The sequence below is a fragment of the Streptomyces sp. NPDC035033 genome (assembly GCF_040636735.1).
Classification (GTDB): Bacteria; Actinomycetota; Actinomycetes; order Streptomycetales; family Streptomycetaceae; genus Streptomyces.
Genome location: NZ_JBEZUZ010000071.1, coordinates 18062 through 42414, shown reverse-complemented (window position 1 = coordinate 42414; position 24353 = coordinate 18062). Strand labels below are relative to the sequence as shown.

Sequence of the window (24353 nt, the reverse complement as noted above, 5' to 3'; positions counted from 1 at the left end):
CGGCGGACTCCGTCCTGATGGGGGCGGCGGGGGCGGTCACAGGCTCTGCGCCAGTCGGTGGTACGCCTGGTTCCAGCGCAACTCGCGCGTGAACCCACGGACGGTGGTGTCCTCGTCGATGACGGCGTGGCGGTACTCGTGCGCCGACGAACCGAGTTCGGCGCCGTCCCGGACCCTGGCCACGGCGGCGCGCCCGGAGAGGGGGCCGAAGCCGACTCCGATGGTGCGTGCCTCGGGGTGGTGCCGGGTCTCGGGACCGGACGGGACGTGGGGGCTCACGATGCGTCTCTCTCGTCTTGCGCGGGGTCGGGGTTCCCTCTGATTGTTAACGCTCACAATCGAACTGGGCAAGAGTCGCGTGCAGTTCTGCCGAACATTGGTCGAGAAACCGGGTCCTCTAAGTGAGCGCTCACCTGAACACGCGCGGGCAGTCCCAGGGGCTCTGGCCCCCTGGCTGTGCGGGAGGTGGGGGATCGACGGGCACAGACAGGGCGGCCACTCCGCAGAGGAGCTTCACGGGGGGCGGCCCGGCCGACGTCATGATCCCGACACATGCGGCCTCACGCGTACGGCCCTGGCACGCGCGCCCCGCCGCACAGGGCCCGACGCGCAGCCAGGCGCCGGAGCGCACGCGGCCGCCGCAGGCAGAAGCCCGCCTCCGACGGCCGGCCGGATCGCGGTGCCGAGAGAGCCGCCCTCCGCGTCAGGCCCCGCCCGACGGGCGGGTGCTCGCCCGCATGATGAGCTGCGGTTCGACGAGCAGGTGCTCGGCCTTCCTGGCCCGGCCCTCGATGTGGTCCACGTGGTCCACCAGGAGGTCGAGACGAGGCGGCCCTCCTCCCGCGCCGCCTCCTCCAGACCGGTCAGGGTGCCGGCGGGGCCGTACAGGGCGGTGTTGACGGCGATGACGCCCAGCGTCCTCGTGCGGCGCGTCACCAGGGCGCGGGCGGCGGAGTCGCGGCGGTAGCCGAGCCGCTCGATGGCCACGGTGACCTGCTCGCGGGTGGCCGCGCGCACGTCGGGGTGACCGCTCAGCACCCGGGAGACGGTCTGGTGGGAGACCCCCGCCTCCCGTGCGACGTCGGCCATCGTCGGCGGGCGGACGTCTTCCGCGGGACGGGCCACGATCACCTCCCTTCTCCGTGCTCACGGCTGCGTATCGACACGGGAGAGGCCCACAACGCCACACCTCACCGATGTGAGCGCTAACAATCCATAGGGCCGATGCGCGAGGTGCCGGCGCGGACATGGTCGTGCAGGACACGTCGCGGCACCCGGGCCTCATCGGCGACACCGGTGACGAAGCGGTCCTGATGACGAGGGCCGGCATCCACCGCTCAAGGCACCCACGTGCTCGGCACGGAGGTCCTCAGAGGGTCAAGCACCACTCGTTCCCGTGCTGACCCGAACTCCCCCGTCGACACCGGTGCCGACCTCTCCGGCGCTGGTTCGGTGCTGACCGCGGAGCGTTGCGCCCGGACGTTCACATTTGGGGAGCGGACGGCGACCGCGGAGCAGACGCACGAGGCCGGCAGCCCGCCTCCGGGCTGCCGGCCTCACAGTCCGTGAGCTGACGGCAGGCGGCGACGAGCGCGTCGACGACGCCAGGGGGCGGCGATCCTGGTCGAGACCCCGTCCACCAGGCGCTTCGCCGTTCCACCGGTCCGTCCGGCGCACGGCCGGCGCCGTCGGGCCGGAAAGGCTCAGGGGCGTGCTGCTCGGTTCCTGGCTGTCGCCGGCTCGGCGGGACGCGGGAGCAGTTCGCTGGAGCCGCGGATCACCAGACGGGTGGGGACCATGAGGGTGCGGACGCGACCGCGGTCGCCGTCCAGGCGGGCGAGCGCGGTCCTGGCCGCTGTCTCGCCGATGGTCGCGGGGTCCTGGGCGACGACGGTCAGGGCGGGTTCGAGGGTCTCGGCGAGCGGGAGGTCGTCGAAGGTGATCAGGGCGACGTCCTTGCGGCGCGCACGGGCGAGTTGCGCGATGACGCCGAGGGCCATCATGTTGTTCCCGGCGAAGACGGCGGTGGGCGGGTCCGGCAGGCCCAGCAGCGCCGTGGTCTCGGCGGCGGCCCCGTCCTGGCTGTGGGCGCCGGACACCAGGGCCCGGTCGTAGGGCAGTCCGGCCTCGGCGAGCGCCGAGCGGTAGCCGGCGAGCCGTTCACGCCGGGTGTAGAGCTTGGCGGGAAGGTCTCCGATGAAGCCGATCCGGCGGTGGCCGCGGGCGATGAGGTGGGAGACACCCTCGTGGACGCCGGCCCGGTTGGAGCTGACGACGCAGTCGGCGGAGAGCCCGACGCCCGGCCGGTCGAGGAAGACCACCGGCAGCCCTGCCGCACGCGCTGCCTTGAGGTGACGGTGATCGGCTCCGAACGCGGGGACGACCATCAGCATGCTGACGCGCCGGGCGAGGAAGGTCTGGATCAACGCCTTCTCACGGTCCGGGTCCTCGGCCGACGAGCCCATGAGCAGGGTGAGCCCGCGGCTGCGCACGATGTCTTCTATGCCGCCGGCGACGGTTCCGAAGAAAGGGTTCCCCAGGTCCGGTACGACCAGGCCGACGGTGGTGTCGGGGCCCCCGACACGGATGTTGCGGGCCATCAGGTTCGGCTGGAAGCCGAGCTTCGCGACCGCGGCGAGCACGCGCTCGCGGGTCTCCGGGGAACTCGGCCCGTCCTCGTTGAGGACCCGGGAGACCGTCTTGGCGCTGACGCCCACTTCCTTGGCGACGTCGGCCAGTGTGGGGCGGCGGGTCGCGGCCATGTACCACCGTTCCTTGCGTCTGCCGGGCCCGGCCCCTGCCGGGGGCCGGGCCCGCTGTCCTGGCTGTGCGGTCGTCCTGTGTCCCGCGCGGCGTCGCCCGCGCGGTGACTCAGTGGGTGGACACGCCTGCCGCCTCGGCGGCATCCGCGTCGGCAACGACCGTACCGCCATCATCGTTCACCCTGAGCGCCCCCGTCATGATGGCGACGACCTCCGCCATGGAATGGTCGGAAGGCTTGATCAGGGCTTCGCGCCGGCCGAGCCGGTGGATGTGGATGCGGTCGGCGATCTCGAAGACGTGCGGCATGTTGTGGCTGATCAGGACCACGGGCATGCCCTTGTCGCGGACGCGGCGGATCAGGTCGAGGACCTGCCCGGACTCCTTGACGCCCAGCGCGGCGGTGGGCTCGTCCATGACGACGACGCTCTTGGCCCAGGCGACGGCCCGCGCGACCGCCACGGCCTGGCGCTGACCGCCGGACAGGGTCTCCACCGGCTGGGTGAGCGACCGCAGTCCGATCTTGAGGTCGGCCATGTGGGCGGCCGCCTCCTCGCGCATGCGCTTCTTGTCGAGCATGCGCAGCGCGCTGCCGAGGAAGCCCGGCCGGCGGAGTTCGCGCCCGAGGAACATGTTGGACGCGATGTCCATGGAGGCGGCGACGGCCAGGTCCTGGTAGACGGTTTCGATGCCGTGCTGCCGGGCGCTCTGCGGTCCGGTGAACCTGATGGGTTCGCCGTTCAGCCGGATCTCGCCCTCGTCGGGGGTGATCGCGCCGGTGAGGGCCTTGATCAGGCTCGTCTTGCCGGCGCCGTTGTCGCCGATGACGGCGAGGACCTCGCCGGGCAGCAGGTCGAAGTCGGCGCCGTCGATGGCGGTGACGTGGCCGTACCGCTTGACCAGGCCGCGGGCCTGGAGCACGGGCGTGGCGTCGGACGTGCTCATCGCGCCTTCTTCCGGGAGATCTGGTCGACGGTCACGGCGAGGATCACCAGGACGCCGGTGATCAGGGTCTGGTAGATGGAGGCGACGCCCATCAGCTGGAGGCCGTTGCGGAACACGCCGACGATGAGGACGCCGATGAAGGTGCCGAGGACGGCTCCGCGGCCGCCGAAGAGGCTGGTGCCGCCGAGGACGACGGCGGTGATGCTGTCGAGGTTGTCCGTCTGTCCGGCCTGCGGGTCGCCGACGCCGGTGCGGGAGATCAGGAGCAGCGCGGCGATCCCGTAGACGGCTCCGGCCAGGGTGTAGAGGCCGACCGTCAGCCGAGAGGTGCGGATGCCGTTGAGGCGGGCCGCTTCGGGGCTGTTGCCCAGCGCGTACACGTGCCGGCCCCAGGACGTGCCGCTCAGCGCGTAGGCGAAGATCAGGAACAGGGCGATGGTGACGAGCGAGCCGTAGGTGATGTCGGTGTTGCCGAGCGGGAAGGTCTCGCCGAGGGCGGTCAGCGGTCCCGGGAGGTCGGTGATCGTCTGCTCGGCGGAGTAGATGTGGGTCAGGGCGAAGGCCACGTTCAGCATGCCGAGGGTGACGATGAACGGGGGGAGCGGGATCAGCTGCACCAACAGGCCGTTGACCAGGCCGAAGCCCGCGCACACGGCCAGACCGAGGGCGATCGCGACGAGCGGGGGCAGGCCGGTTTCGGCGGCCGTCTTGGCGATGACGATGCTGCCGAACGCCATGACGGCGCCGCAGGACAGGTCGATGCCGGCGGTGAGGATGATCAGGGTCTGGCCGATGGCCAGTGTGCCCACGACCATGACCTGCTGGACGATCAGCGAGAAGTTGCCGCCGGAGAGGAACTGCTCGGTCGTCAGGGAGAAGAAGGCACAGGCCAGCAGCAGGGCGACGAGCGGGCCCGTGGTCGGCGTGGTGAGCAGCCGGCGGACCGTGGTCGGTCCTCTCAGCTGGTCGTAGGGCAGGGGTGTGGCAGTCATGAGGGTCCTTGCCGGTGGTCGGTGGTCGGCGGAGCGGGGTTCGTCAGAGGGATGCGGAGGGCCGTTCGCCGGCGCCCGCCGCGAAGGGCCCCTCCTCCGGGTGCGGGTGGTCCGGCCTCACGGACGGGGAGAGCGGGTTCGGGCTGTTCGACCGCGGGAGCGGCCCGTACGGCCGAAGGTCCACCCTGATGCCGGGCTCAGCCCCAGCACTTCTCCAGGCCGTAGGCGGTGTCCTCGGAGTCGACCCCCGGCTTTGCCGCGTCGGTGATGAGCGTGACGCCGGTGTCGGTGTAGCCGGACGCCTTCTTGCCGTTCTCGGCGAAGTCGACGACCGCCTTGACGCCCTGGGACGCCATCTGGAGCGGGTACTGCTGCGAGGTCGCCGCGATCTTGCCCTCCTCGACGGCCTTCGTGCCGGTGCAGCCGCCGTCGACGGACACGACGAGGACCTTCTTCTCCAGGCCCTTGGCCTTGAGCGCGGTGTAGGCGCCCAGCGCGGCCGGCTCGTTGATCGTGTAGACGACGTTGATGTCCGGGGACTTCTGGAGGCAGTTCTCCATCGCCGTCTGGCCCTTGGCCTGGTCGCCGCCGGTGTCCTGCATGCACACGATCGACGGGTCGCCCTCCGCGACGCCGAAGCCCTTGAGGAAGCCCTGGTGGCGCTGCACGCCCACCGCGACGCCGGGCGCGAGGTCCAGCGTGGCGATCTTCGCCTCCTTGCCGGCCATGGCCGCCTTGGCGTAACGGCCGATGAGCTCTCCCGCCTTGACGTTGTCGGTGGCGAACAGGGCGTCGGTGGCGTCCTGCGGCTCGGTCGGGCTGTCGAGGGCGATGACCATGACGCCCTTGGCGCGTGCCTTCTCTAGGGCGGGGACGATCGCCCTGGAGTCGTTGGGCGTGATGAGGATGCCCTTGACCCCGGAGTTGACCATGTTCTCGATCGCGGTGACCTGGCCCGCGTTGTCGCCGTCGAACTTCCCGGCCGCGCTGACGAGTTCGACGCCGTTGTCCTTCGCGGCCCGCTCGGCGCCCTCCTTCATCTTCACGAAGAACGGGTTCGTGTCCGTCTTGGTGATCAGCCCGACCTTGACCCCGTCACCGCCGCCCGTCCCGCCCTGCGCGCCGGAGCCACAGGCCGTCAGGGTCAGCGCCGAGACGGCGGCGAGAGCGGTGAATCCGAGGGAGGTGCGGAGGGCGCGGTTTCTGCGAAGCATGACTGATCTCCTGCGGAACGAGGGCGGAACGGCCGTGGATCGAGGTGCTGCGGAGCAAAGGAACTGCTGCTGGCGAACGCACCGGAGCGGTGTCATCGTTGACCGATGTCATCGTTGACACCGCTTGCGGAGGATGATGAACTCCATCACCCGGAAACGTCAATGCCTTCCGGCCGTCACAAATCGGCAACGCCGCCCGCCTGTACCGCCTCACGCCGAGAGCGCCGCTCTCCGTGAGCTTCCTCAAGGCCCCTCGAAGACGCGGCCTCCCCGCGCTGCCCACCTGGAGAGAACGAGCCATGCGCCTGCCTCTGGTCACCGTCCTTGGAGAATGCGTCGCGGACGCCTTCACCGTCCCCGCACCCGTTCCGGGCGAGCTTTCCCTGCGGGTCCTGCCGGGCGGCGGTCCGGCGAACACCGCCGTGGCGCTCGCCCGTCTGGGCACGCCCGCCCGCTTCCTGGCGCGGCTGTCCGACGACGTTTTCGGGCGCCTGTTCCGCGGGCACCTGGAAGCCTCGGGCGTCGACCTCACGGCCGCGATCCACGCGCCCGAGCCCAGCACACTGGCGGTCGCCGAACTCGACGCCCAGGGCCGGGCCGCGTACTCCTTCCACGCCCGGGGCACCGCGGACTGGCAGTGGACGGCCGAGGAACTCGCCGCTGCCGACCTGGCCTCCACGGCCTGTCTGCACTCGGGCTCCCTGGCCCTGGTGCGCGAGCCCGGCGGCACGGTCGTGGAGGACTTCCTCGCCCGCGCCTCCGCCACCGCCACGATCTCCATCGACCCGAACGTCCGGCCGTTGCTCGTCGCGCCCGAGGTCTACCGCGCACGCCTGCCGCGCTGGTGCGCGATCGCGGACGTCCTCCGCCTGAGCGAGGACGACCTGGAACTCCTGCTGCCCGAGCACACGATCGAGCGGGCCTGCGACACATGGCACGCGGCGGGCGTCCCGCTCGTCGTGATCACCCGGGGGGAGCGCGGCGCGGTCGCCTCGCTGAACGGCGTGCGCACCACCGTGCCGACGCCTTCGACCGACGTGGTCGACACCGTCGGCGCGGGCGACTCCTTCACCGCTGGCTTCCTGCACCACCTCGGCGCCAAGGGGCTCCTCGGCGGGCGACTGACGGGCCTGCGGGTCGACGACGTCTTCGACGCCTGCGCTTTCGCCGCTCGGGTGGCGGCGCTGACCTGCGGGGTCGTCGGGCCGAACCCGCCGTGGGCCGGCCAGTTGCCGCAGCCGTCACCCGCGATCGGACACGGCGCCGGCTGAAACGGCGGCCCGGACGAACTCGGACGAGGCCATTGACGTACGGCCCGGAGCGCGCACATCATCACTCCCCACTGGGTGTCATCGCTGTCATATGTCATCGATGACACCCGTTTCCGGGCCGTCCCCCACCGCCCGGCACTGCGAATCCCCCGACGTCGTCCCACCGCAGCGGACGCGGGCACGACGACGCCCACAGTGCAGGAGAAACCATGAGCCGAGCCCCCGCACTCCGCCGTGTCCCGCGGCGCCTCGTCGCCGCCGCGGTGGCGGCATGCGCCCTCACCGTCACCGCCGTCGCCCCGCGGGCGGCGGCAGAAGACAGCCGGCCGTACACGGAGACGTACCGCCCGCAGTTCCACTTCAGCCCCGCGGAGAACTGGCTGAACGACCCCAACGGACTGGTCTGGTACCAGGGCGAGTACCACCTCTTCTACCAGTACAACCCGAACGGCAGTACCTGGGGCGACATGTCCTGGGGACACGCCGTCAGCAAGGACCTGGTGCGCTGGCAGGAGCTGCCGCTCGCCATCCCCCACGACGACCGGGAGATGGTCTTCTCCGGCAGTGCCGTCGTCGACCACGACAACACCACGGGGTTCGGAACCCGTACGAACCCGGCGATGGTGGCCGTCTACACCAGCCACCACAAGGACAGCGGCAAGCAGGCCCAGTCCCTCGCGTACAGCACCGACCGCGGCCGCACCTGGACCAAGTACGCCGGGAACCCCGTGCTCGACATCGGGTCGAAGGAGTTCCGCGACCCCAAGGTCCAGTGGTACGCGCCCACCAAGAGCTGGCTGATGACGGTGTCGCTGTCCACCGAGCGCAAGGTCCGCTTCTACTCCTCCAAGGACCTCAAGTCCTGGACGCACCTGAGCGACTTCGGCCCCCAGGGGGCGGTGGGCGGCGTCTGGGAGTGTCCGGACCTGTTCCCGCTCCCCGTCGACGGCGATCCCACGCGCACCAAGTGGGTGCTCGTCGTCAACATCAACCCCGGTGGCATCGCCGGCGGTTCGGCGGCCCAGTACTTCGTGGGCGACTTCGACGGCACGACGTTCACGCCCGACGACGACGGCTCCTACACGCCTCCGGCCGGAGTGGTGATGCAGGACTTCGAGGGAGCCGGCTACGGCGACTGGCGGACGACCGGCACCGCCTTCGGCAGCGGACCGGCCGCACCGGCGCCCGACCCCTCGGGCACGAACGGCTTCGAGGGCAGGGGACTCGTCGACAGCTTCCACGGCGACGACGCCGAGACCGGCACCCTCACCTCCGCGCCCTTCACCGTCAGCAGCCCGTATCTCAACTTCAAGGTGGGCGGCGGCCGTCACCCCCATGTCCCCGGCTCCGTGACGGGCGCCTCCCCCGCGCCCGCAGGCGAGGTCCTCGCCGACTTCGAGCAGGACACCTACGGCTCCTGGACCGCCACCGGCACCGCCTTCGGCACCGGTCCGGCACGCGGCACCCTCCCCGGACAGCATCCGGTGTCCGGACACGCGGGCACCGGCCTGGTGAACACCTTCCTGGGCGGCGACGCGTCCACGGGCACCCTCACCTCACCGGAGTTCACCCTCAGCGCCAAACACCTCAACCTCCTCGTCGGCGGAGGCGACCACCCCTCCGGATCCGACGCGCCCACCGCCGTCCGGCTCGTCGTCGACGGAGAGACGGTCCGCAGCGCCACCGGCACCGACTCGGAGTCCCTCAACTGGGTCTCCTGGGACCTGAGCGACCTCGCCGGCAGGACCGCGCGCATCGAGGTCGTCGACCAGAACACCGGCGGCTGGGGCCACATCCTGCTCGACCAGGTCATGCTGTCCGACACCCCCGCACGGCCCCGTTCGACGGAGACCGCGGTCAACCTCCTCGTCGACGGCGAGGTCGTCCACAGCGCGACCGGCGCGGACAGCGGAACCCTGGACTGGGCCTCCTTCGACCTCCGCGCCCACCAGGGCAAGCAGGCCGTCATCCAGATCGTCGACATGAACACGGCCGGCTGGGGCCACATCATGGCCGACCACTTCGTCGCCGCCGACCGGCCGGCCCGCTCGCGCCTGGAGCGAGCCGACTGGGTCGACCACGGCAAGGACTACTACGCCGCCGTCTCCTGGGAGGACAGCCCCGACGGCAAGCGCCACATGATCGGCTGGATGAACAACTGGCAGTACGGCGACGACGTCCCGACCTCCCCCTGGCGCGGCGCGCAGAGCATCCCGCGAGAGATGGCCCTGCGCACGGTCGGCGGCCGGATCCGGCTGACCCAGCAGCCCGTGTCCACCGTGGCGTCGCTCCGGGGCCCCCTGACCGGCGTGCGGAACACCAGCATCGCGGAAGGGTCCGTTCCGCTGGCAGCGGGACGGGCGGACGGCAAGGCCCTCGACATCCGGGCCACGTTCACTCTCGCCGGCGCCGAACGCTTCGGGTTCAAGGTGCGCACGGGCCGAGGCCAGGAAACCGTCATCGGCTACGACAGGGAGACCCAGGAGCTGTACGTCGACCGGACGCGTTCGGGTGCGGTCGACTTCCACCGCGACTTCCCCGGCGTCCAGCGTGCGCCCCTGACGCCCAGGAACGGCAGGATCGAGCTCCGGATCCTGGTCGACTGGTCCTCGGTCGAGGTGTTCGGCGGCCGGGGCGAGGCCGTGATCACGGACCAGATCTTCCCCGGCCCGGACAGCGACGGCATCCGGCTGTTCGCCGAAGGCGGCACTGCCCGCCTGGACAGCGCCGACGTCTGGCAGATGCGGTCGTACCGCGGCTGACCACCTGCCCGGCCCCCTGACGGTGCGGAGGCGGACACCGGTCCTCGGCCGACCGCCTCCGCACCGTCCAGCCCTGTCGGGACGACCGGCGACAGAACAGGAAACGGAATCATGGAGAAGAAGTCGCTGCCGGCCGAGTTCACCGTGCGCCCCGGGAACGAGGAACGCGTCGCCCGGCTGGTCCGGGAGTACGCGGCCCGCGTCCGCGAAGAGCCCGGCAACCTCGCCTTCGAGGTGTACACGAAGGAATCCGACCCCTCGGCGTACTGGATCTTCGAGGCGTACACGGGCGAGGCCGCCTTCCAGGAGCACGTGGCGGCCCCCTACGGCCCGCCCTTCAACCTGGCGCTTCAGCCCCTGATACAGGAGAAGGAGTCCCTCCTCACCTTCCTGAGCCCGCTCGGCTGAGGGGCCGGCGCCGACCTCGTCCGGCGAAGGTCCCGAACCGGGCGGTCAGGCGTGCGCCCGACCGCTCCTGGCGGTCATCCGCGGCGGACGCGGGTGAGAACGCCTCGGGGACCGTCCGGGCCGGCGGCCCGCCCGCGTGGGTCGGCCCGTACGACTCCCCGTCCGCGGCAGGCTCCCGCCGGGACGAGGCCCGCGGAGGCACGGCGAGAACCCGGGCGACGTCTGCCAGGCCGAGTGCGGTTCGAGCACGACGGTCGCGAGAGCTTCGCCGGTCGAGCCGACGGCTCGTTCGGGTAGCGGCCGGTCAGGCGACGTCGGCTCTGGCCACGACCCTGCGGAGGCGTTCATCCGCAGGGTGTCCGTTCCGCCAGATGATGGAGCGGCGGATCATGCTGCCCCGGGCCTTGTGGCCGGGGTGGTCGGTACCGTCGAGGGCGAAGTGGCGCAGGGCGGTGAACCGGGACTCGATCCGGTCGAGCCAGGGGCTGTTGGTCGGTGTGCAGGCGAACTCGACGTTGTTCGCCGCGGCCCAGCCGCCGACCCGGGTGTCTTTTTCCGTAGTCAGGTGCGGCGAGAAGTCGTCGAGCACGATCGCGATGACGCGCACGCGTTCGGCCACCCGCGCAGTTCGACGGTGGGCAGGGTTGAAACGGCGTCAATCCTCCGCGTCTGCCGCCGCGACAGCTGTCAGGGTCACGGTGCCGTCGTCGGCGACAGACCAGCCGGGGTTGTGGCACACCTCCCAGCGGTGGCCGTCGGGGTCGGCAAAGTAGCCGTGGTAACCACCGAACGCCGCGCGTTGCGCCTCCTTGAGGACAGTTGCTCCTGCCGCACGGGCCCGCTGCACGGCTCCGTCGACTTCGGCGGGCGAGTCGAGGTTCTGGGCGAGGGTGAAGGGCGTGCCGGCTGTTGCCGGATGTCCGGTGTCGGCGCCGAGGTCAGCCAGGGGGAAGAGCGCCAGGGCCAGTCCCTTGCCGATCTGGTAGAAGACGATCTCGTCCAGATCGAGCAGCGGTGTCCAGCCCAGGCCGTGGCTGTAGAACTGGCGGCTGACCTTCAAGTTCTCGACACCCAATGTCACCAGGTTCAACTGCTGGTTCATGAATCGCCCTCATGTGGTTGGTAAGAGGTCGCCACCCGGCCGCAACCCTACCGCCACGACAGGGCGAACGTCGCCTGATACGGGACGAGGAGGGCCGCTACGGAGGTGGGCCCCTGGACACGCGAGTCCTGCCGGCACTCCCGAGCGCCGTCGAGGGCGGCTCGGGGCGCGCGGTCGCGGTTCGCCGACGGGCCGGTCCCGGCACTCGGCGGCGGTGCCGACGACGCAGGTGAGGCCGTCCTCCGGAGACCGGGACGCCACCGGCCGGGACAGGCCGGCCGGGTTCCGGAGCTCGCACGGCGGCCGTGCTCCGGCCGATCGTGAAACACGTCAGGGTCACCGTCAGCCCGGCGGAGTCGGCGGGGCCGGCCGTGCGAGCAGCCGTTCCAGGAGCAGATAGGCCCGGTGCTCCGCGGCGGCCGGCTCCACGGGGTCGATCTCCGCCTGCCAGAGTTCGCCCGCCGCGGCGTCGTCGGCCTCGCGCAGCTCCACCGCGGCCGCCGCGAGCCTCGTCTGGACCAGCGGGTACAGCTCCTCGGAGCGGGCCTCCAGGGCCCGCTCGGCGCGGTCCGATGCCTTCGTGCAGGCGGCGAGCGCGTGGTCGACCCGGACGGCCGCCCGGTCGTGGACGACGAGCAGCGCGCAGCCGAGCGCGATGACGATGCCGAGGAGGCTGCCGAGCGCCCGGTCCTGGACGAGCGTTCCGGAGGGGGACGGCGCCTCCAGGGCGGTGAGGAGCAGCGCCAGGGGCGTCAGGAAGACGACGCCGAGGCCGTAGTTGCGGGCCACGGCGTACTCGAGCAGGAATTCCAGGAGCACGATCACGAGGACGAGCGTCAGGGGACCGGGGTGCAGGGCGAGGACCGCGAGGGCGAGCAGCAGTCCGGCGACCGTCCCCAGGGTGCGCTGCACGGCCCGTACGGTCGCCGTGCGGACGTTGACGGAGTGCAGCACGGCCGCGGCGGAGATCGCGGCCCAGTAGCCGTGGCCGAGGCCGAGGAGCAGGGCCGCCGCGCCCGCCGCGCCGGTGCCGAGGACCATCCGCAGGGCGGGCACGAACAGGACCGCCCGGTGGAGGCGGCCGTCGTGGCGCGGGCCCGTCAGCAGTTCGGCGGCCCGCAGTTCGGCGGCGCGCCGGCTCGTGGGGGTGGGCCGGGTGCCGGAAGCGGATCGGCCGGTGGCGGCGGTCCGTGCCCGGTCGGGGAGCGAGGGGAGCGACAGCTCGGGCAGCACGCGCGGGGCGCGGAGGCGGCGGCTCAGCAGGAGGCGGGCCTGGCGGCGCAGGTTCCGTGCCATGGCCGCGGTTTCGTCCGGTGGGCGGCGGGCCGGTCCGACGAGCTGGGACCACGCGAGGTCGGTCAGGCGCAGACAGCTGTCGCCGCGTCGGCCCCGCTCGGTGGCGGTCGGCGGCAGGGTGCCGAGCGTCCGGTACGCCTGGAGGACGGCGGCCGTCGCCCGGTGCCGCAGGGGCCCTCGGGGGCGTCCTGCCGACCGGGCCCGACCGGTGGGCGGGTGGTACGGGCCCCGCGGGCCCGGCCCGGCCGGCAGGGCGCTCCCTCCGGCGCCCGCCGGGCCGTCCGCGTCCAGGAGGGCCGCGACGTCGCGGAGCGCGGCGGCGACGGCGAGGCGCTGCGGGCGGTCCGGATGGACGAACCGGCCCGCGACGGCGAGGACGCAGGCCACGACCGCGCCGAGGGCGGCCGCCGCGGTCCGGGGAAGGACGTCGGACGGTCCGGGGGACCCGTTGGCGGCCACGGCGAAGGAGAACAGGAGCAGCACCGCGCCGAGTCCGCCGAGGCGGGCGGCGTCGCAGGCGAGCTTCGCCGCCCCGGCGACCAGGGCGACGGCCGCCACGACGGCGACGGCGCCCGCTCCCCCGTGCTGCGGCTCGGCCCACGCCCCGAGCAGCGAACCGCCGCCCACGCAGGCCGTCATGGCCACCGCGACCAGCGCGAGGACGCGGGCCCGGCGCGGGTACGGCAGGTTCCGGCCGAAGGTGGTGGTGAAGGAGCCCAGCATGGCGTGGACGGCCTGGTCGGCATGGCCCGCCAGGGCCATCGGCACGGCGGGCAGGGCCATGGCGAGCGCGGCGCGCAGGGCGAAGGACAGGGCGCCGTCCACGCCCTGCAGGGCGAGGGCGCCGCGCGGGGAGAGGGCACGCCGGGCACTCAGCACGCGCCGACCCGCTCCTCGGCACCGCCGGCGAGGATCTGGTGCGTCCGGATCGGCACCTCGTGTGCGATGCCCTCGACCAGCCGGGCACAGGCCCGCGCGTCCCTCCGTCCGCGCGCGTGGACGGCGGTCGCGGGCGTGCCGTGAGCGGCACCGGCGCCGGAGGGGGCCGTGAGCGGGGCCGCGGGGCGCGCCACTGCGTGGGCGACCGCCCCGGTCATGTCGAGCGGCCCGGCGATGTCCACGGGACGGGCCACCTCGTCGGTGAGGAGTCCGGGGCGGGGCGGCCGGTCCGGGCCCTCGGCCGGCACGCGGGAGGTGCGGCGCGGGTCGCGGCGGTCGGTGAGGGAGGCCCTCAGATCGGTGTGGCCCCGGTCGAAGCGGTCCACCGGCGGGGACGGAGGCAGGTCCACGGCAGGTCACTTCCCCTTCCTCGGCGTCGCGGCGCCGGCCGAACCGGCCGACGAACAGGATGGAACGAATGGAACGAATGGAATCGGGACGCCGAATTCATCACCCGACCACCCTCCGGGATTTCTTCCGGCACGTCAAAGAGGGACCTTCGATGATGTGATCGGCGCCGCCTATCCAGCCGGCGGAAGAAGCCTTTCACCCCATGTGACCAGTGATTATCCGGCTGATAGGCCGCACCTGTCTGTCGATCGAAATCACCTCTTTGACTTTTTCCGAGAAGCGGTCGAATCTGCTCCGCGGCGCGCGCGGAGATTTCGCGGGACAAGAACGCGAGAACGAGAAGAAGAGGCGACGAGAGCATGAGCGGCATCGAGGACCCGAGTGACGATCTGCGGGTCACCCCGCCCAAGACCTGGGCGACGGGCCTGCCCGCCGTGACGCACGCGCTGGAGTACTCGCTGAGCCAGACATCCCCGCGTCGTACCGCGCTGACGCTGCTGAACATCAACCAGGCCGGCGGCATCGACTGTCCGGGCTGCGCGTGGCCGGAGCCCGCGCCGGGCGAGCGGCACAGGAACGAGTACTGCGAGAACGGCGCCAAGCACATCAACGACGAGGCCACCTCGCGGCGCGTCACCCGGGACTTCTTCCGGGCGCACTCGATCGCCGAGCTGGGCGGCAGGTCCGACTACTGGCTCAACCAGCAGGGGCGGCTGACCGAGCCGATGGTCAAGCGGCCCGGCGCCACCCACTACGAGCCGATCGGCTGGGACGAGGCGCTCGGCCTGCTCGCCGCGGAGCTGCGGGGCCTGGACTCGCCCGACGAGGCCCTGTTCTACGTGTCGGGCCGGCTGAACAACGAGGCCGCGTTCCTGCTCCAGCTCCTCGCCCGCGCGTACGGCACGAACAATCTGCCGGACTGCTCCAACATGTGCCACGAGTCCAGCGGGTCCGCCCTCCAGGAGACCCTGGGCATCGGCAAGGGCAGCGTCTCCCTCGACGACATCCACCGCGCCGACCTGGTCTTCGTCGTGGGCCAGAACCCGGGCACCAACCACCCCCGGATGCTCTCGGCCCTGGAGGAGACCAAGCGCAACGGCGGGCAGGTCGTGGCGGTCAACACGCTGCCCGAGGCCGGTCTGATGCGCTTCAAGCACCCGCAGAAGGCGCGCGGCATAGTGGGGCGCGGCACGCCGATCGCCGACCGGTTCCTGCACATCCGGGCCGGTGGTGACCTCGCTCTCTTCCAGGCCCTGAACCGGCTGCTCCTGGAGGCGGAGGACGCGGCGCCGGGCACCGTCCTCGACCACGACTTCATCCGGGCGCGCACCACGGGCTTCGAGGAGTTCGCCGAGCACGCGCGGAAGGTCCCGTGGGACGGCATCCTGGCGGCGACCGGGCTGGACCGCGGCGAGATCCAGGAGGTCTTCGAACGGGTCCTGGCGAGCAGGAGCGTCATCGTGTGCTGGGCGATGGGCGTCACGCAGCACAAGCACGGGGTGCCCACGATCCGGGAGATCGTCAACTTCCTGATGGCGCGGGGCAACATCGGCAGGCCCGGCGCGGGCGTGTGCCCGGTGCGCGGGCACAGCAACGTCCAGGGCGACCGCACGATGGGGGTGTGGGAGCGGATGCCGCAGGAGTTCCTCGACGCGCTGGGGCGCGAGTTCGGTTTCACGCCGCCCGCCCACCACGGCCTGGACGCCGTGAACGGCATCTGGGCGATGCGCGAGGGCCGCGCCAAGGTCTTCCTCGGCGTCGCCGGGAACTTCGTCCGGGCCGCCCCCGACAGCGCGGTCACGGAGGAGGCGATGCGGGGCTGCCGGCTCACCGCGCACGTCTCCACCAAGCTCAACCGCTCCCACACGGTCTGCGGCGACACGGCCCTGATCCTGCCGACGCTCGGCCGCAGCGACCGGGACGTCCAGGCCACGGGCGAGCAGTTCGTCACCGTCGAGGACTCCATGAGCGACGTCCACGCCTCGCGGGGCAAGCTCCCGCCGGCCTCGCCCCACCTGCTCAGCGAGGTCGCGATCGTCGCCCGGCTCGCCCGGCTCACGCTGGGCGACGAACCCGCCGTTCCCTGGGAGGAGTTCGAGCGGGACTACCGGACCGTACGCGACCGGATATCCCGGGTCGTGCCGGGCTTCGAGGACTTCGACGCCCGGGTGTCCGTGCCCGGCGGCTTCCACCTGCCCAACCCGGTGAACCACGGGGTCTTCCCCACCCCGAGCGGCAAGGCCGTCTTCACGTGCAACACGTTCACGATGCCGGAGGTCCCCCCGGGGCACCTGCTGCTCCAGACGCTGCGCTCGCACGACCAGTGGAACACCGTCTGGTACGCCCCGAACGACCGCTACCGCGGCATCCACGACGCCCGCCGGGTCGTCATGGTCAACCCCGACGACCTGGCCGAGCTCGGCCTCGCCGACCGTGACCTGGTGGACCTGGTCGGCGTCTGGCACGACGGCCGGGAGCGCCGCGCGGAGTCCTTCCGGGTGGTGGCCTACCCGGCGAGCCGCGGGTCGGCGGCGGCGTACTACCCGGAGACCAACGTCCTGGTGCCGCTGGACAGCGTCGCCGACATCAGCAACTGCCCCACGTCCAAGGGCGTTCTGGTGCGTCTGGAACCGTCCCGCGCCACCCCATGAGGCAGAAGGGCGCTCTCCGGAGCGCCTCCCCGTCGCGCGGCGCACCGGCGTCGCCCGGCCGGACAACCGGCCCGTCCGTACGACACCGCCGGGGCGAAGCTCCGTGGAGAGGACCGGACCATGGGCGGACTCACCCTCGTCGGCTTCCTCCGCGGCACGCCGATGACCGGGTACACCGGCGAGGAACGCCTCGCGCCGCGGGCCACGGGCCACGGCCTGAACGCGCCCGGTCCGTCGACACGACCCCGCGGATTGGCGTTCCGACCCGCGGTCGGGTAGACCCGTGGGGTGCTGTTCCGTCAACTCGAGTACCTGGTGGCCCTCTCCCGCGAGCGGCACTTCGCCCGCGCCGCCCAGGCGTGCCACGTCTCCCAGCCCGCCCTCTCCGAGGCCGTCCGGAAGCTGGAGGAGGAGCTCGACGTGCCGCTGGTCCGGCGCGGCCGGACGTACGAGGGACTGACCCCCGAGGGCGAGCGCATCGTGCTGCGGGCGCAGCGGATCCTCGCCGACCGCGACGCCCTCAGGAGCGAGGTCACCGCCCTGCGCAGCGGGCTGAGCGGCCGGCTGAGGATCGGCGCGGTCCCGACGGCGTCCGGGGCCGTCGCCCAGCTGACCGGCCCGTTCTGCGCGGCGCACCCCTTGGCCACCGTCGAGGTGAGGGCGGACCTCCAGTCCGAGGACGTCCTGCGGCACCTGCGGAACTTCGAGATCGACGCCGGAATCACGTATCTGCACCAGGACCTCCCCGAGGAGTTCCGGTCGGTGCCGCTGTACGACGAGCGGTACGTGCTCCTCGTCGACGCCGCCGACGGCCTCTCCCCCGGCGCCTCGGCGACCTGGGCGGAGGCCTCGCGGCTGCCGCTGTGCCTGCTGACCGAGGCCATGCAGGGGCGCCGGATCCTGGACGAGTCGTTCGCCGGAGCCGGATCGCGGCCCTCGCCCCGCGTCGAGACCGACTCGGTGGCGGCGCTCTTCGCCCACGTCCGCACCGGCCGGTGGGCCAGCATCGTGCCGCACACCTGGCTGCACGTCTTCGGCGTGCCGCACGGCATGCGGGCGGTGCCCATGACGGAGCCCGACCGGGCGGTGCCGGTCGGGCTCGTGGTCGCGGCCCGGGAACCGGGCTCGGTCATGGCGCGCGCCCTCACGGAGGTCGCGCGCCGCACCGATGTGGCGGCCGCCCTGGAGCGGCTGCCGGAAGCCTGAGCCGGCCGGCCGGTCCGGGTCGCCCCCGACCGGCACCGGTGCCGTGGCCGTCCTGGGCGCCACCGCTCATTCCGCGCCGGCGGCTCTGGGCTCCAGTCGGACGACGATGCTCTTGGCGGTCGGCTGGTTGCTGGTCGCGGCCACGCTGTCCAGCGGCAGCAGGACGTTGGTCTCGGGGTAGTACGCGGCGGCGCAGCCGGGGGTCGTCGGGTACGGGACGACCTCGAAGTCCTTCGCGCGGCGTTCGGTGCCGTCCCACACGCTCACCAGGTCAACCCGCTGTCCCCGCGACAGTCCGAGCCGGGACACGTCCTGGGGGCTCACCAGGACCACGTGGCGGCTTCCGTGGATCCCCCGGTACCGGTCGTTGTCCGTGTAGGGGACGGTGTTCCACTGGTCGTGGGAGCGCAGCGTCTGCAGCAGCAGGTGGCCTTCGGGGACCAGGGGCATCTCCCAGTCGTTGCGGGTGAACAGGGCTTTGCCGACGGGAGTGGGGTAGACCCCTTCGTTGACGGGGTTGGGCAGCCGGATGCCGCCGGGGCGGGCCACCCGCCGGTTGAAGTGGTGGAATCCCGGCACGACGCGCGAGATCCGGTCACGGATGGTCCCGTAGTCCGCCTCGAACTCGTTCCACGGAATTCCGGTCCTGCCGTCAAGGGTCCGGTCGGCGAGCCGGCACAGGATGGCGACCTCGCTGAGCAGCACCTTGGAGGCCGGTTCCAGACGGCCGTGGGAGGAGTGCACCTCGCTCATCGAGTTCTCCACGGTGACGAACTGCTCGCCCGTGGCCTGGACGTCGACCTCGGTGCGGCCCAGGGCGGGCAGGATGAGCGCGGTCCGGCCGCAGACCGTGTGGGACCTGTTGAGCTTGGTGGAGATGTGCGCGGTCAGGCGGCACTTCCGCATGGCGTCCTCGGTGACCTCGCTGTCCGGGGCCGCCCGTACGAAGTTTCCCGCGGCGCCGAGGAAGACCTTGATCCGGCCCTCGCGCATGGCCTTGATCGAGTTCACCGAGTCGAGGCCGTGGGCGCGGGGCGGTTCGAAACCGAACTCGTCCCGCAAGGCGTCGAGGAAGGAGTCCGGCATCTGTTCCCAGACGCCCATCGTGCGGTCGCCCTGGACGTTGCTGTGCCCGCGCACCGGGCAGGCTCCGGCCCCCGCCTTGCCGAGGTTCCCGCGCAGCAGGAGGAAGTTCACGATCTCCCTGATGGTGGGGACGCCGTGCCTCTGCTGCGTCACTCCCATGGCCCAGCAGACGATGACGCGTTCACTGCGCAGGACCTCGTCCCGTACGTTCTCGATCTGGTCACGGGTCAGTCCCGTCGCGGTGAGGACGTCGTCCCAGTCGACGCCTCGGGCGTGTTCGGCGAACTCCTCGAAGCCGCTGGTGTTGGCGCGGATGAAGTCCTGGTCGAGCACCGTGCCCGGCCGCGCGTCCTCTGCCTCCAGCAGGAGCCGGTTCACGCCCTGGAACAGCGCGAGGTCGCCACCGCTGCGGATGTGCAGGAACAGGTCGGCGATCTGGACGCCGCGGCCGATCACCCCGCGAGCCTTCTGCGGGTTCTTGAAACGGAGCAGCCCCGCCTCCGGCAGGGTGTTCACCGCGATGATGCGGGCGCCGTTCAGCTTGGCCTGCTCCAGTGCCGAGAGCTGGCGCGGGTGGTTGGTCCCGGGGTTCTGTCCGACCAGGAAGATCAGGTCGGCGTGGTGGATGTCCTCCAGGCTCACCGTCCCCTTACCGGTGCCCAGGGTCTCGTGCAGGGCGAAGCCGCTGGATTCGTGGCACAGGTTGCTGCAGTCGGGCAGGTTGTTGGTGCCGAACGCCCTGGCGAAGAGCTGGAGGACGAACGCGGCCTCGTTGCTGACCCGGCCCGAGGTGTAGAAGACCGCCTCGTCGGGGGAGTCCAGTGCCTTCAGCTCGTCCGCCAGCAGTCCGATGGCGTCGTGCCAGCTGATCGGCTCGTAGTGGTCCTCACCGGGACGCTTGACCATCGGCTCGGTGAGCCTGCCCTGCTGGTTGAGCCAGAGATCGGACCGCCGGCCCAGTTCCGAGACCGGGTGCCGGCGGAAGAAGTCAGCCGTGACGCGCCGTGTCGTCGCCTCGTCGTTGATGTGCTTGGCGCCGTTCTCGCAGTACTCGTTCAGATGCCTGTGGCCGGGAGAGGGGTCCGCCCAGGCGCAGCCCGGACAGTCGATGCCGCCCACCTGGTTGATGGCCAGCAGCGTCACGCCGGTTCGCCTGACCGACGTCTCGTCGAGGGAGTACTCCAGGGCGTGGGCCACCGCCGGCACGCCGGCCGCCCACGTCTTGGGCGGGGTGACGGTCAGGTGTTCTTCCGGCTCCTGGCGCGGTGGCTTCTTCATCGGGGGTGTCTCTCGCTCTCTTGCTCTCGGGTGGCCGGGTCAGCCGACCGGCCAGTGGGGGACCCGGCTCCTGGGGGGCTCCGCCTCCAGGTGCTCGACGTGTCCGCCGCGGATGGTCCCCCGCCATGCCCCGCCCTCCTGTCCCAGCCCCTCGATGAACTCCTTGAAGTGGCCGAGCTCGGCGCGGACCACCCGGCCCGGGAACCCGGAGGCGTGGACGAGGCGGTCCGCGACACCGCGCGGGGTGACGCCGATGCGTACGAGGACCGCCGTACGGCCCGACGCCGTCGGCCGGAACGACACCTCGCCGCGGTGGCCGGCACGCCGGCCGAGGCCGCGCCAGGTGACGAGCGAGTCCGGGACCTGATCCACGATCTCGGCCTCGAACTCGTGCCGCACCGGACCGAACCCGATCACCCAGCGGGTGAGATTCGGCCGGACCTGCTCGACGCTCCGCACCGCGGACATGAACCGCGGAAAACTCTTGAACTGTGTCCACTGGTTGTAGGCCGTGCTCACCGGCACGGCGACTTCGATCGACTCTTCGACGGTGTTCATGGCCCCACCTGCCTCCGGGCGCTTCATTTCCCCAGTGTCATCGCTCGCCCGGCGAGCCGCCACGCGACTTCGGGCGTCGAAGCGAAGCGTCGTACCGGGTGGCCTCGCCGAGCGTCCCGCGCACCCGGGTCCTTCAGCCGGTGAACAGCTCGGCCACGAGGTTGACCGTGGTCGCCAGGACGGTCGTACCGAAGACGTAGGACAGCAGGCAGTGCCGCAGCACGATCGACCGGATCGTCGCACTGGACACGTTGGTGTCGGAGACCTGCCAGGTCATGCCGAGGTTGTAACTGAAGTAGAGGAAGTCGCGGTACGCCGGCGGATCCTGGGAGTTGAAGTCGATCCCGCCCGGCGCCTTGGCGTAGTACTCGTACGCGTAGCGCGTGGCGTACATCAGATGGACGGCGGCCCAGGCCATGAAGACGCCGCCGAGCGCCGTCGCGGCGGCGGCGTGGCCTTCGCCGCCGGTGCCCGACAGGAGCACCATCACGATGGCGACCAGCGCGCCCACCGCCGTCAGGACGACGACGAGTTCCTCGGCACGCGGTTGGAACTGCTCTCGCCGGGCGTTGCGATGCGTGGCCGTGGCGTCCATCGGCCACACCACGAACCATCCCGCCACGACGAAGCACAGTTCCGTGACGGCGATCCCCGCCAGAGCGCCTTGGGGGGCGTCGGTGAGGACGCCGACGATCGCACCGGTCACCGCTCCCGCGACGACGGCGACGGCCAGCCGGGGCGCCGCGGACAACGGCAGCCACCCGCTCATAGCCCACCTCGCGATACTCGTCCGGTTCCAGGGAGGAGACGGGGAACTTCCGGTGCTCGTCGGACGGTGCCGTCGGTCGGCCCGCCGCCGGTCGGCCCGCCGCCGACACCTCGCCGGGCGTCCCGGCGCCCTGCGCGTCCTCGCCCCGGCCTCCACCGCGTCCGGTCGTCACCGGGGGTCCGTGATCCCCGGCTTCGCCCTCGCGGTGCCGTCCGCGGGCTCCCCGCCACGCCGGCACCGGCGGTGTCGGCGGTGTCGCGCGGCTCCCGCGGGAAGGGCGCCGGCGGGGGCGTGTCCGGGTTCCCCGTCAGGGTGCGGTCGCGCGGGAATCTCCGTGGATTCCCGACTCATAGCCTCGCATGGATGGACCGGCCTCACGAATCGTGAGGGCCGCGAGCCCGTGGCGGGCCGAGGCGTGTCCGGCGGACCGTGGCCGGGCCCGTGCGCTTCGGGCCGGTCCGGATCGCGGTCTCCAGGATGCCCACGATCAGGTCGGGGCGCAGCATGGAGGGAAAGTCCCGCGGCAGCCGGGCCACGCACCGGGCCAAGGCGGAGGGAACAGGCGATGGTCGATCACGCGCCGCCCGAGCCCGGCGGCTCCGACGCCGCGGGGGCGGGGGCCGGTGCGGGCCGGGAACCGGCGGGAAGCCTGCTGGACTTCCTGAAGGTCGCCGCGATCGTGCTCGACGCAGATGGCCGGATCGTGTTCTGGAGCCCGCAGGCCACCGAGACCTTCGGGTACTCCGCCGAGGAGGCTCTGGGGAGTCCTGCGGCGCGGCTGCTCCTCAGTGAGGAGAACCGGGACCGGGCCGGTGAGCTGTTCGCCGAGGTGATGGACACCGGGCAGAGCTGGGCGGGGGTCTTCCCGGTGCGGCACCGCGACGGCGCGACGAGGCCGGTGGAGTTCCGCAACATGCGGCTGCTGGACGATCTCGGGGACGTGTACGCGCTGGGGATCGCGGTCGACCAGGCGACGCTGCACACGGTGGAGACGCGGCTCGCGCAGTCGGAGCAGCTGGTGTCCCAGGCTCCGGTCGGGTTCGCGCTGCTGGACACCGAGCTCCGGTACCGGCTGGTCAACCACGCGCTGGAACGGATCAACGGTGTCCCGGCCGCCGAGCACATCGGCCGCCGTCCCAGCGACATCCACCACCACCCCGGGGTGGAGCGGGTCGAGTCCGCGTTGCGTCAGGTCCTGGCGACGGGCACGCCCCTGATCGACCAGTACGTCGTCAGCCGCACCCGGGCCGACCCCGATCACGACCATGCCTGGTCCATCTCGTACTACCGGATCCACGGCCCCGGAGGCCGGGTGATCGGCGTGGCCTCCTCCGTCGTCGACATCACGGAGCGGCACCTGGCCGCCGCCGAGGCCGAGCAGGCCCGGCGGCGGCTCGCGCTGATCGCGGACGCCTCCGCCCGCGTCGGCACCACCCTCGAGGTGGAGAGGACCGCGCGGGAACTCGCCGACGTCGCCGTGCCGGACCTCGCCGACCTGGCCGCGGTCGACATCCTGGACACGGTCCTGTCCTACCGCCGCCACCCGCGCACCCCGGACGGACCCGAGCTGTTCAGGGCGCTCGCCGTCGCCTCCGCCTTCCCCACCGACCTCACCACCGTCGCGGACCCGGTCGGCCAGGTCGCCGCCTACGCCCCCGACCGGCTCATCACCCGGTGCGTGCGCACCGGACAGCCCGTCCTCGTGGCCTCCTGCGAACCGCAGGACCTGCGTCGCATCGCCCGCGACACACGGGCCGCCGAGGCCCTGGCCCGCGCGGGCGCCCACTCCTACCTGGCGGTACCGCTCATCGCCCACGGTGAGACCCTCGGTGCCCTCGACCTCCTGCGGGTGCGCAATCCCGCGCCCTTCGGCCCCGACGACATCCTGCTCGCCCGCGAGCTGGCCGCCCGGGCCGCCACCGCCATCGACAACGCCCGCTGGCACCAGCGGGTGCGCACCGCCGCCGAGACCCTCCAGCGCAGCATGCTGCCGCCCGTCCCGCCCGAGCGTCCCGGCCTCACCACCGCCTGCCTCTACCAGCCGGCCCAGGCGGCCAACGAGGTCGGCGGCGACTGGTACGACGTCATCCCGCTTTCCGGGGACAAGACCGCCCTCGTGATCGGCGACGTCATGGGCAACGGCATCGACGCCGCCGCCGCGATGGGACAACTCCGCACCGCCACCCGCGCCTACGCCGCCCTCGACCTGGCCCCGGACGAGATCCTCCGCCACCTCGACCGGCTCACCCACGGGCTGGAGCACTCCATCGCCACCTGCCTCTACGCCATCTACGACCCCCACACCGGGCAGTGCCGCATCGCCAACGCCGGCCACCTCCCGCCCGTGATCGTCCGGCCCGGCCACGAGCCCGGGCTGCTCCCCCTGCCCGCCGGCGCGCCGCTCGGTGTCGGCGGCGTCGACTTCGAGACCAGCACGTTCGGGATACCGCCCGGTGCCCGCCTCCTGCTGTACACCGACGGTCTCGTCGAAACGCGGGACGTTCCCATCGACGAACGCCTCGACGCCCTGGTGCACGCCCTCGGCCAGGACCGGACGCCCCTCGACGCCGCCTGCGGCCGGCTCGTCGCGGCGATGCGCCGCCCCGAGGACCCGGACGACGTCGCGCTCCTCCTCGCCCGGACCCACCCGTGGAGCGACGGGTCCGCTCCGTGAGCGCGGCGGGCCGGCCGCCCCGAGATGCGTAAATCTCCCGATGGGGTGAACTGGTGGGAGCAACCGCACTCGCTGGAGAGCACGAGGAGCA

Annotated in this window: 17 protein-coding genes and 2 pseudogenes; 6 read left to right on the top strand and 13 right to left on the bottom strand. The window is 72.2% G+C overall.

The features are described 5' to 3' along the window. Positions 1 to 36: 36 nt before the first annotated feature. From AB0E83_RS25380 to AB0E83_RS25355, 6 genes and pseudogenes are all read right to left on the bottom strand, one after another. Positions 37 to 279: a hypothetical protein gene (locus AB0E83_RS25380; protein WP_362116195.1), complete on the bottom strand. Its 243-nt coding sequence runs from the start codon at positions 277 to 279 to the stop codon at positions 37 to 39. 540 nt (positions 280 to 819) lie between these two features. Then, positions 820 to 1125 (bottom strand): annotated as a pseudogene (locus AB0E83_RS25375) (LacI family DNA-binding transcriptional regulator); the annotation flags it as partial. Positions 1126 to 1703: 578 nt separating this feature from the next. Next, entirely contained in the window at positions 1704 to 2762 is a 1059-nt protein-coding gene (locus AB0E83_RS25370) for a LacI family DNA-binding transcriptional regulator (protein WP_362116192.1), read from the bottom strand. 109 nt (positions 2763 to 2871) lie between these two features. Then, positions 2872 to 3705: an ATP-binding cassette domain-containing protein gene (locus AB0E83_RS25365; protein ID WP_362116189.1), complete on the bottom strand. Its 834-nt coding sequence runs from the start codon at positions 3703 to 3705 to the stop codon at positions 2872 to 2874. Continuing rightward, the gene (locus AB0E83_RS25360) at positions 3702 to 4697 is read right to left on the bottom strand and encodes an ABC transporter permease (RefSeq protein WP_362116186.1); all 996 of its coding nucleotides are present in this window, start codon (positions 4695 to 4697) and stop codon (positions 3702 to 3704) included. The genes AB0E83_RS25365 and AB0E83_RS25360 overlap by 4 nt, the downstream gene beginning before the upstream one ends. Positions 4698 to 4894: 197 nt before the next feature. Next, positions 4895 to 5911 carry a sugar ABC transporter substrate-binding protein gene (locus AB0E83_RS25355; protein ID WP_362116183.1) on the bottom strand — a complete coding sequence of 339 codons (1017 nt, stop codon included), beginning with the start codon at positions 5909 to 5911 and terminating at the stop codon, positions 4895 to 4897. A 299-nt stretch (positions 5912 to 6210) separates the two neighbouring features. Between AB0E83_RS25355 and AB0E83_RS25350 the strand changes: the two genes are divergently transcribed. From AB0E83_RS25350 to AB0E83_RS25340, 3 genes are all read left to right on the top strand, one after another. Further along, the gene (locus tag AB0E83_RS25350) at positions 6211 to 7182 is read left to right on the top strand and encodes a carbohydrate kinase (protein ID WP_362116180.1); all 972 of its coding nucleotides are present in this window, start codon (positions 6211 to 6213) and stop codon (positions 7180 to 7182) included. Between the two features lie 209 nt (positions 7183 to 7391). Further along, the gene (locus AB0E83_RS25345) at positions 7392 to 9944 is read left to right on the top strand and encodes a GH32 C-terminal domain-containing protein (protein WP_362116177.1); all 2553 of its coding nucleotides are present in this window, start codon (positions 7392 to 7394) and stop codon (positions 9942 to 9944) included. A 111-nt stretch (positions 9945 to 10055) separates the two neighbouring features. Beyond that, entirely contained in the window at positions 10056 to 10352 is a 297-nt protein-coding gene (locus AB0E83_RS25340; protein WP_362116174.1) for an antibiotic biosynthesis monooxygenase family protein, read from the top strand. Positions 10353 to 10656: 304 nt separating this feature from the next. Here AB0E83_RS25340 and AB0E83_RS25335 read toward each other — a convergent pair. From AB0E83_RS25335 to AB0E83_RS25320, 4 genes and pseudogenes are all read right to left on the bottom strand, one after another. Beyond that, positions 10657 to 10950 (bottom strand): annotated as a pseudogene (locus tag AB0E83_RS25335) (IS630 family transposase); the annotation flags it as partial. Between the two features lie 57 nt (positions 10951 to 11007). Beyond that, complete coding sequence (locus tag AB0E83_RS25330) at positions 11008 to 11454, bottom strand: VOC family protein (protein ID WP_362116171.1); 447 nt, start codon at positions 11452 to 11454, stop codon at positions 11008 to 11010. 342 nt (positions 11455 to 11796) lie between these two features. Beyond that, positions 11797 to 13533, bottom strand: a complete 1737-nt coding sequence (locus AB0E83_RS25325) for an FUSC family protein (RefSeq protein WP_362116198.1) — start codon at positions 13531 to 13533, stop codon at positions 11797 to 11799. Positions 13534 to 13622: 89 nt separating this feature from the next. Further along, positions 13623 to 14039 (bottom strand): DUF6457 domain-containing protein, encoded by a 417-nt coding sequence (locus AB0E83_RS25320; RefSeq protein ID WP_362116168.1) that lies wholly within the window; start codon positions 14037 to 14039, stop codon positions 13623 to 13625. A 360-nt stretch (positions 14040 to 14399) separates the two neighbouring features. Between AB0E83_RS25320 and AB0E83_RS25315 the strand changes: the two genes are divergently transcribed. Together AB0E83_RS25315 and AB0E83_RS25310 are read left to right on the top strand one after the other, a co-directional pair. Next, positions 14400 to 16691: an FdhF/YdeP family oxidoreductase gene (locus AB0E83_RS25315; protein ID WP_362116165.1), complete on the top strand. Its 2292-nt coding sequence runs from the start codon at positions 14400 to 14402 to the stop codon at positions 16689 to 16691. 288 nt (positions 16692 to 16979) lie between these two features. Continuing rightward, positions 16980 to 17897: a LysR family transcriptional regulator gene (locus AB0E83_RS25310; RefSeq protein ID WP_362116162.1), complete on the top strand. Its 918-nt coding sequence runs from the start codon at positions 16980 to 16982 to the stop codon at positions 17895 to 17897. A gap of 66 nt (positions 17898 to 17963) precedes the next feature. Here the strand turns inward: AB0E83_RS25310 and AB0E83_RS25305 are convergent, their stop codons facing one another. The 3 genes from AB0E83_RS25305 to AB0E83_RS25295 all read right to left on the bottom strand — a co-directional run bounded on the left by AB0E83_RS25305 (position 17964) and on the right by AB0E83_RS25295 (position 21588). After that, a complete protein-coding gene (locus AB0E83_RS25305) occupies positions 17964 to 20261 on the bottom strand; it encodes an FdhF/YdeP family oxidoreductase (RefSeq protein WP_362116159.1) in 2298 nt (765 codons plus the stop codon). A gap of 39 nt (positions 20262 to 20300) precedes the next feature. After that, a complete protein-coding gene (locus tag AB0E83_RS25300) occupies positions 20301 to 20819 on the bottom strand; it encodes an SRPBCC family protein (RefSeq protein WP_362116157.1) in 519 nt (172 codons plus the stop codon). Positions 20820 to 20952: 133 nt separating this feature from the next. Beyond that, positions 20953 to 21588, bottom strand: a complete 636-nt coding sequence (locus AB0E83_RS25295; RefSeq protein ID WP_362116154.1) for a DUF1345 domain-containing protein — start codon at positions 21586 to 21588, stop codon at positions 20953 to 20955. Positions 21589 to 22153: 565 nt separating this feature from the next. Here AB0E83_RS25295 and AB0E83_RS25290 point away from each other — a divergent pair. Next, positions 22154 to 24262, top strand: a complete 2109-nt coding sequence (locus AB0E83_RS25290) for a SpoIIE family protein phosphatase (protein ID WP_362116151.1) — start codon at positions 22154 to 22156, stop codon at positions 24260 to 24262. Positions 24263 to 24353: the final 91 nt, after the last annotated feature.

What these genes read in the sequence shown, in the direction of transcription:
- AB0E83_RS25370 (WP_362116192.1), bottom strand. Translation starts at nt 2,762, where the DNA reads ATGGCCGCGACCCGCCGCCCCACACTGGCCGACGTCGCCAAGGAAGTG.
- AB0E83_RS25365 (WP_362116189.1), bottom strand. Translation starts at nt 3,705, where the DNA reads ATGAGCACGTCCGACGCCACGCCCGTGCTCCAGGCCCGCGGCCTGGTC.
- AB0E83_RS25360 (WP_362116186.1), bottom strand. Translation starts at nt 4,697, where the DNA reads ATGACTGCCACACCCCTGCCCTACGACCAGCTGAGAGGACCGACCACG.
- AB0E83_RS25355 (WP_362116183.1), bottom strand. Translation starts at nt 5,911, where the DNA reads ATGCTTCGCAGAAACCGCGCCCTCCGCACCTCCCTCGGATTCACCGCT.
- AB0E83_RS25350 (WP_362116180.1), top strand. Translation starts at nt 6,211, where the DNA reads ATGCGCCTGCCTCTGGTCACCGTCCTTGGAGAATGCGTCGCGGACGCC.
- AB0E83_RS25345 (WP_362116177.1), top strand. Translation starts at nt 7,392, where the DNA reads ATGAGCCGAGCCCCCGCACTCCGCCGTGTCCCGCGGCGCCTCGTCGCC.
- AB0E83_RS25340 (WP_362116174.1), top strand. Translation starts at nt 10,056, where the DNA reads ATGGAGAAGAAGTCGCTGCCGGCCGAGTTCACCGTGCGCCCCGGGAAC.
- AB0E83_RS25330 (WP_362116171.1), bottom strand. Translation starts at nt 11,454, where the DNA reads ATGAACCAGCAGTTGAACCTGGTGACATTGGGTGTCGAGAACTTGAAG.
- AB0E83_RS25325 (WP_362116198.1), bottom strand. Translation starts at nt 13,533, where the DNA reads ATGGCCCTGCCCGCCGTGCCGATGGCCCTGGCGGGCCATGCCGACCAG.
- AB0E83_RS25315 (WP_362116165.1), top strand. Translation starts at nt 14,400, where the DNA reads ATGAGCGGCATCGAGGACCCGAGTGACGATCTGCGGGTCACCCCGCCC.
- AB0E83_RS25305 (WP_362116159.1), bottom strand. Translation starts at nt 20,261, where the DNA reads ATGAAGAAGCCACCGCGCCAGGAGCCGGAAGAACACCTGACCGTCACC.
- AB0E83_RS25300 (WP_362116157.1), bottom strand. Translation starts at nt 20,819, where the DNA reads ATGAACACCGTCGAAGAGTCGATCGAAGTCGCCGTGCCGGTGAGCACG.
- AB0E83_RS25295 (WP_362116154.1), bottom strand. Translation starts at nt 21,588, where the DNA reads ATGAGCGGGTGGCTGCCGTTGTCCGCGGCGCCCCGGCTGGCCGTCGCC.
- AB0E83_RS25290 (WP_362116151.1), top strand. Translation starts at nt 22,154, where the DNA reads ATGGTCGATCACGCGCCGCCCGAGCCCGGCGGCTCCGACGCCGCGGGG.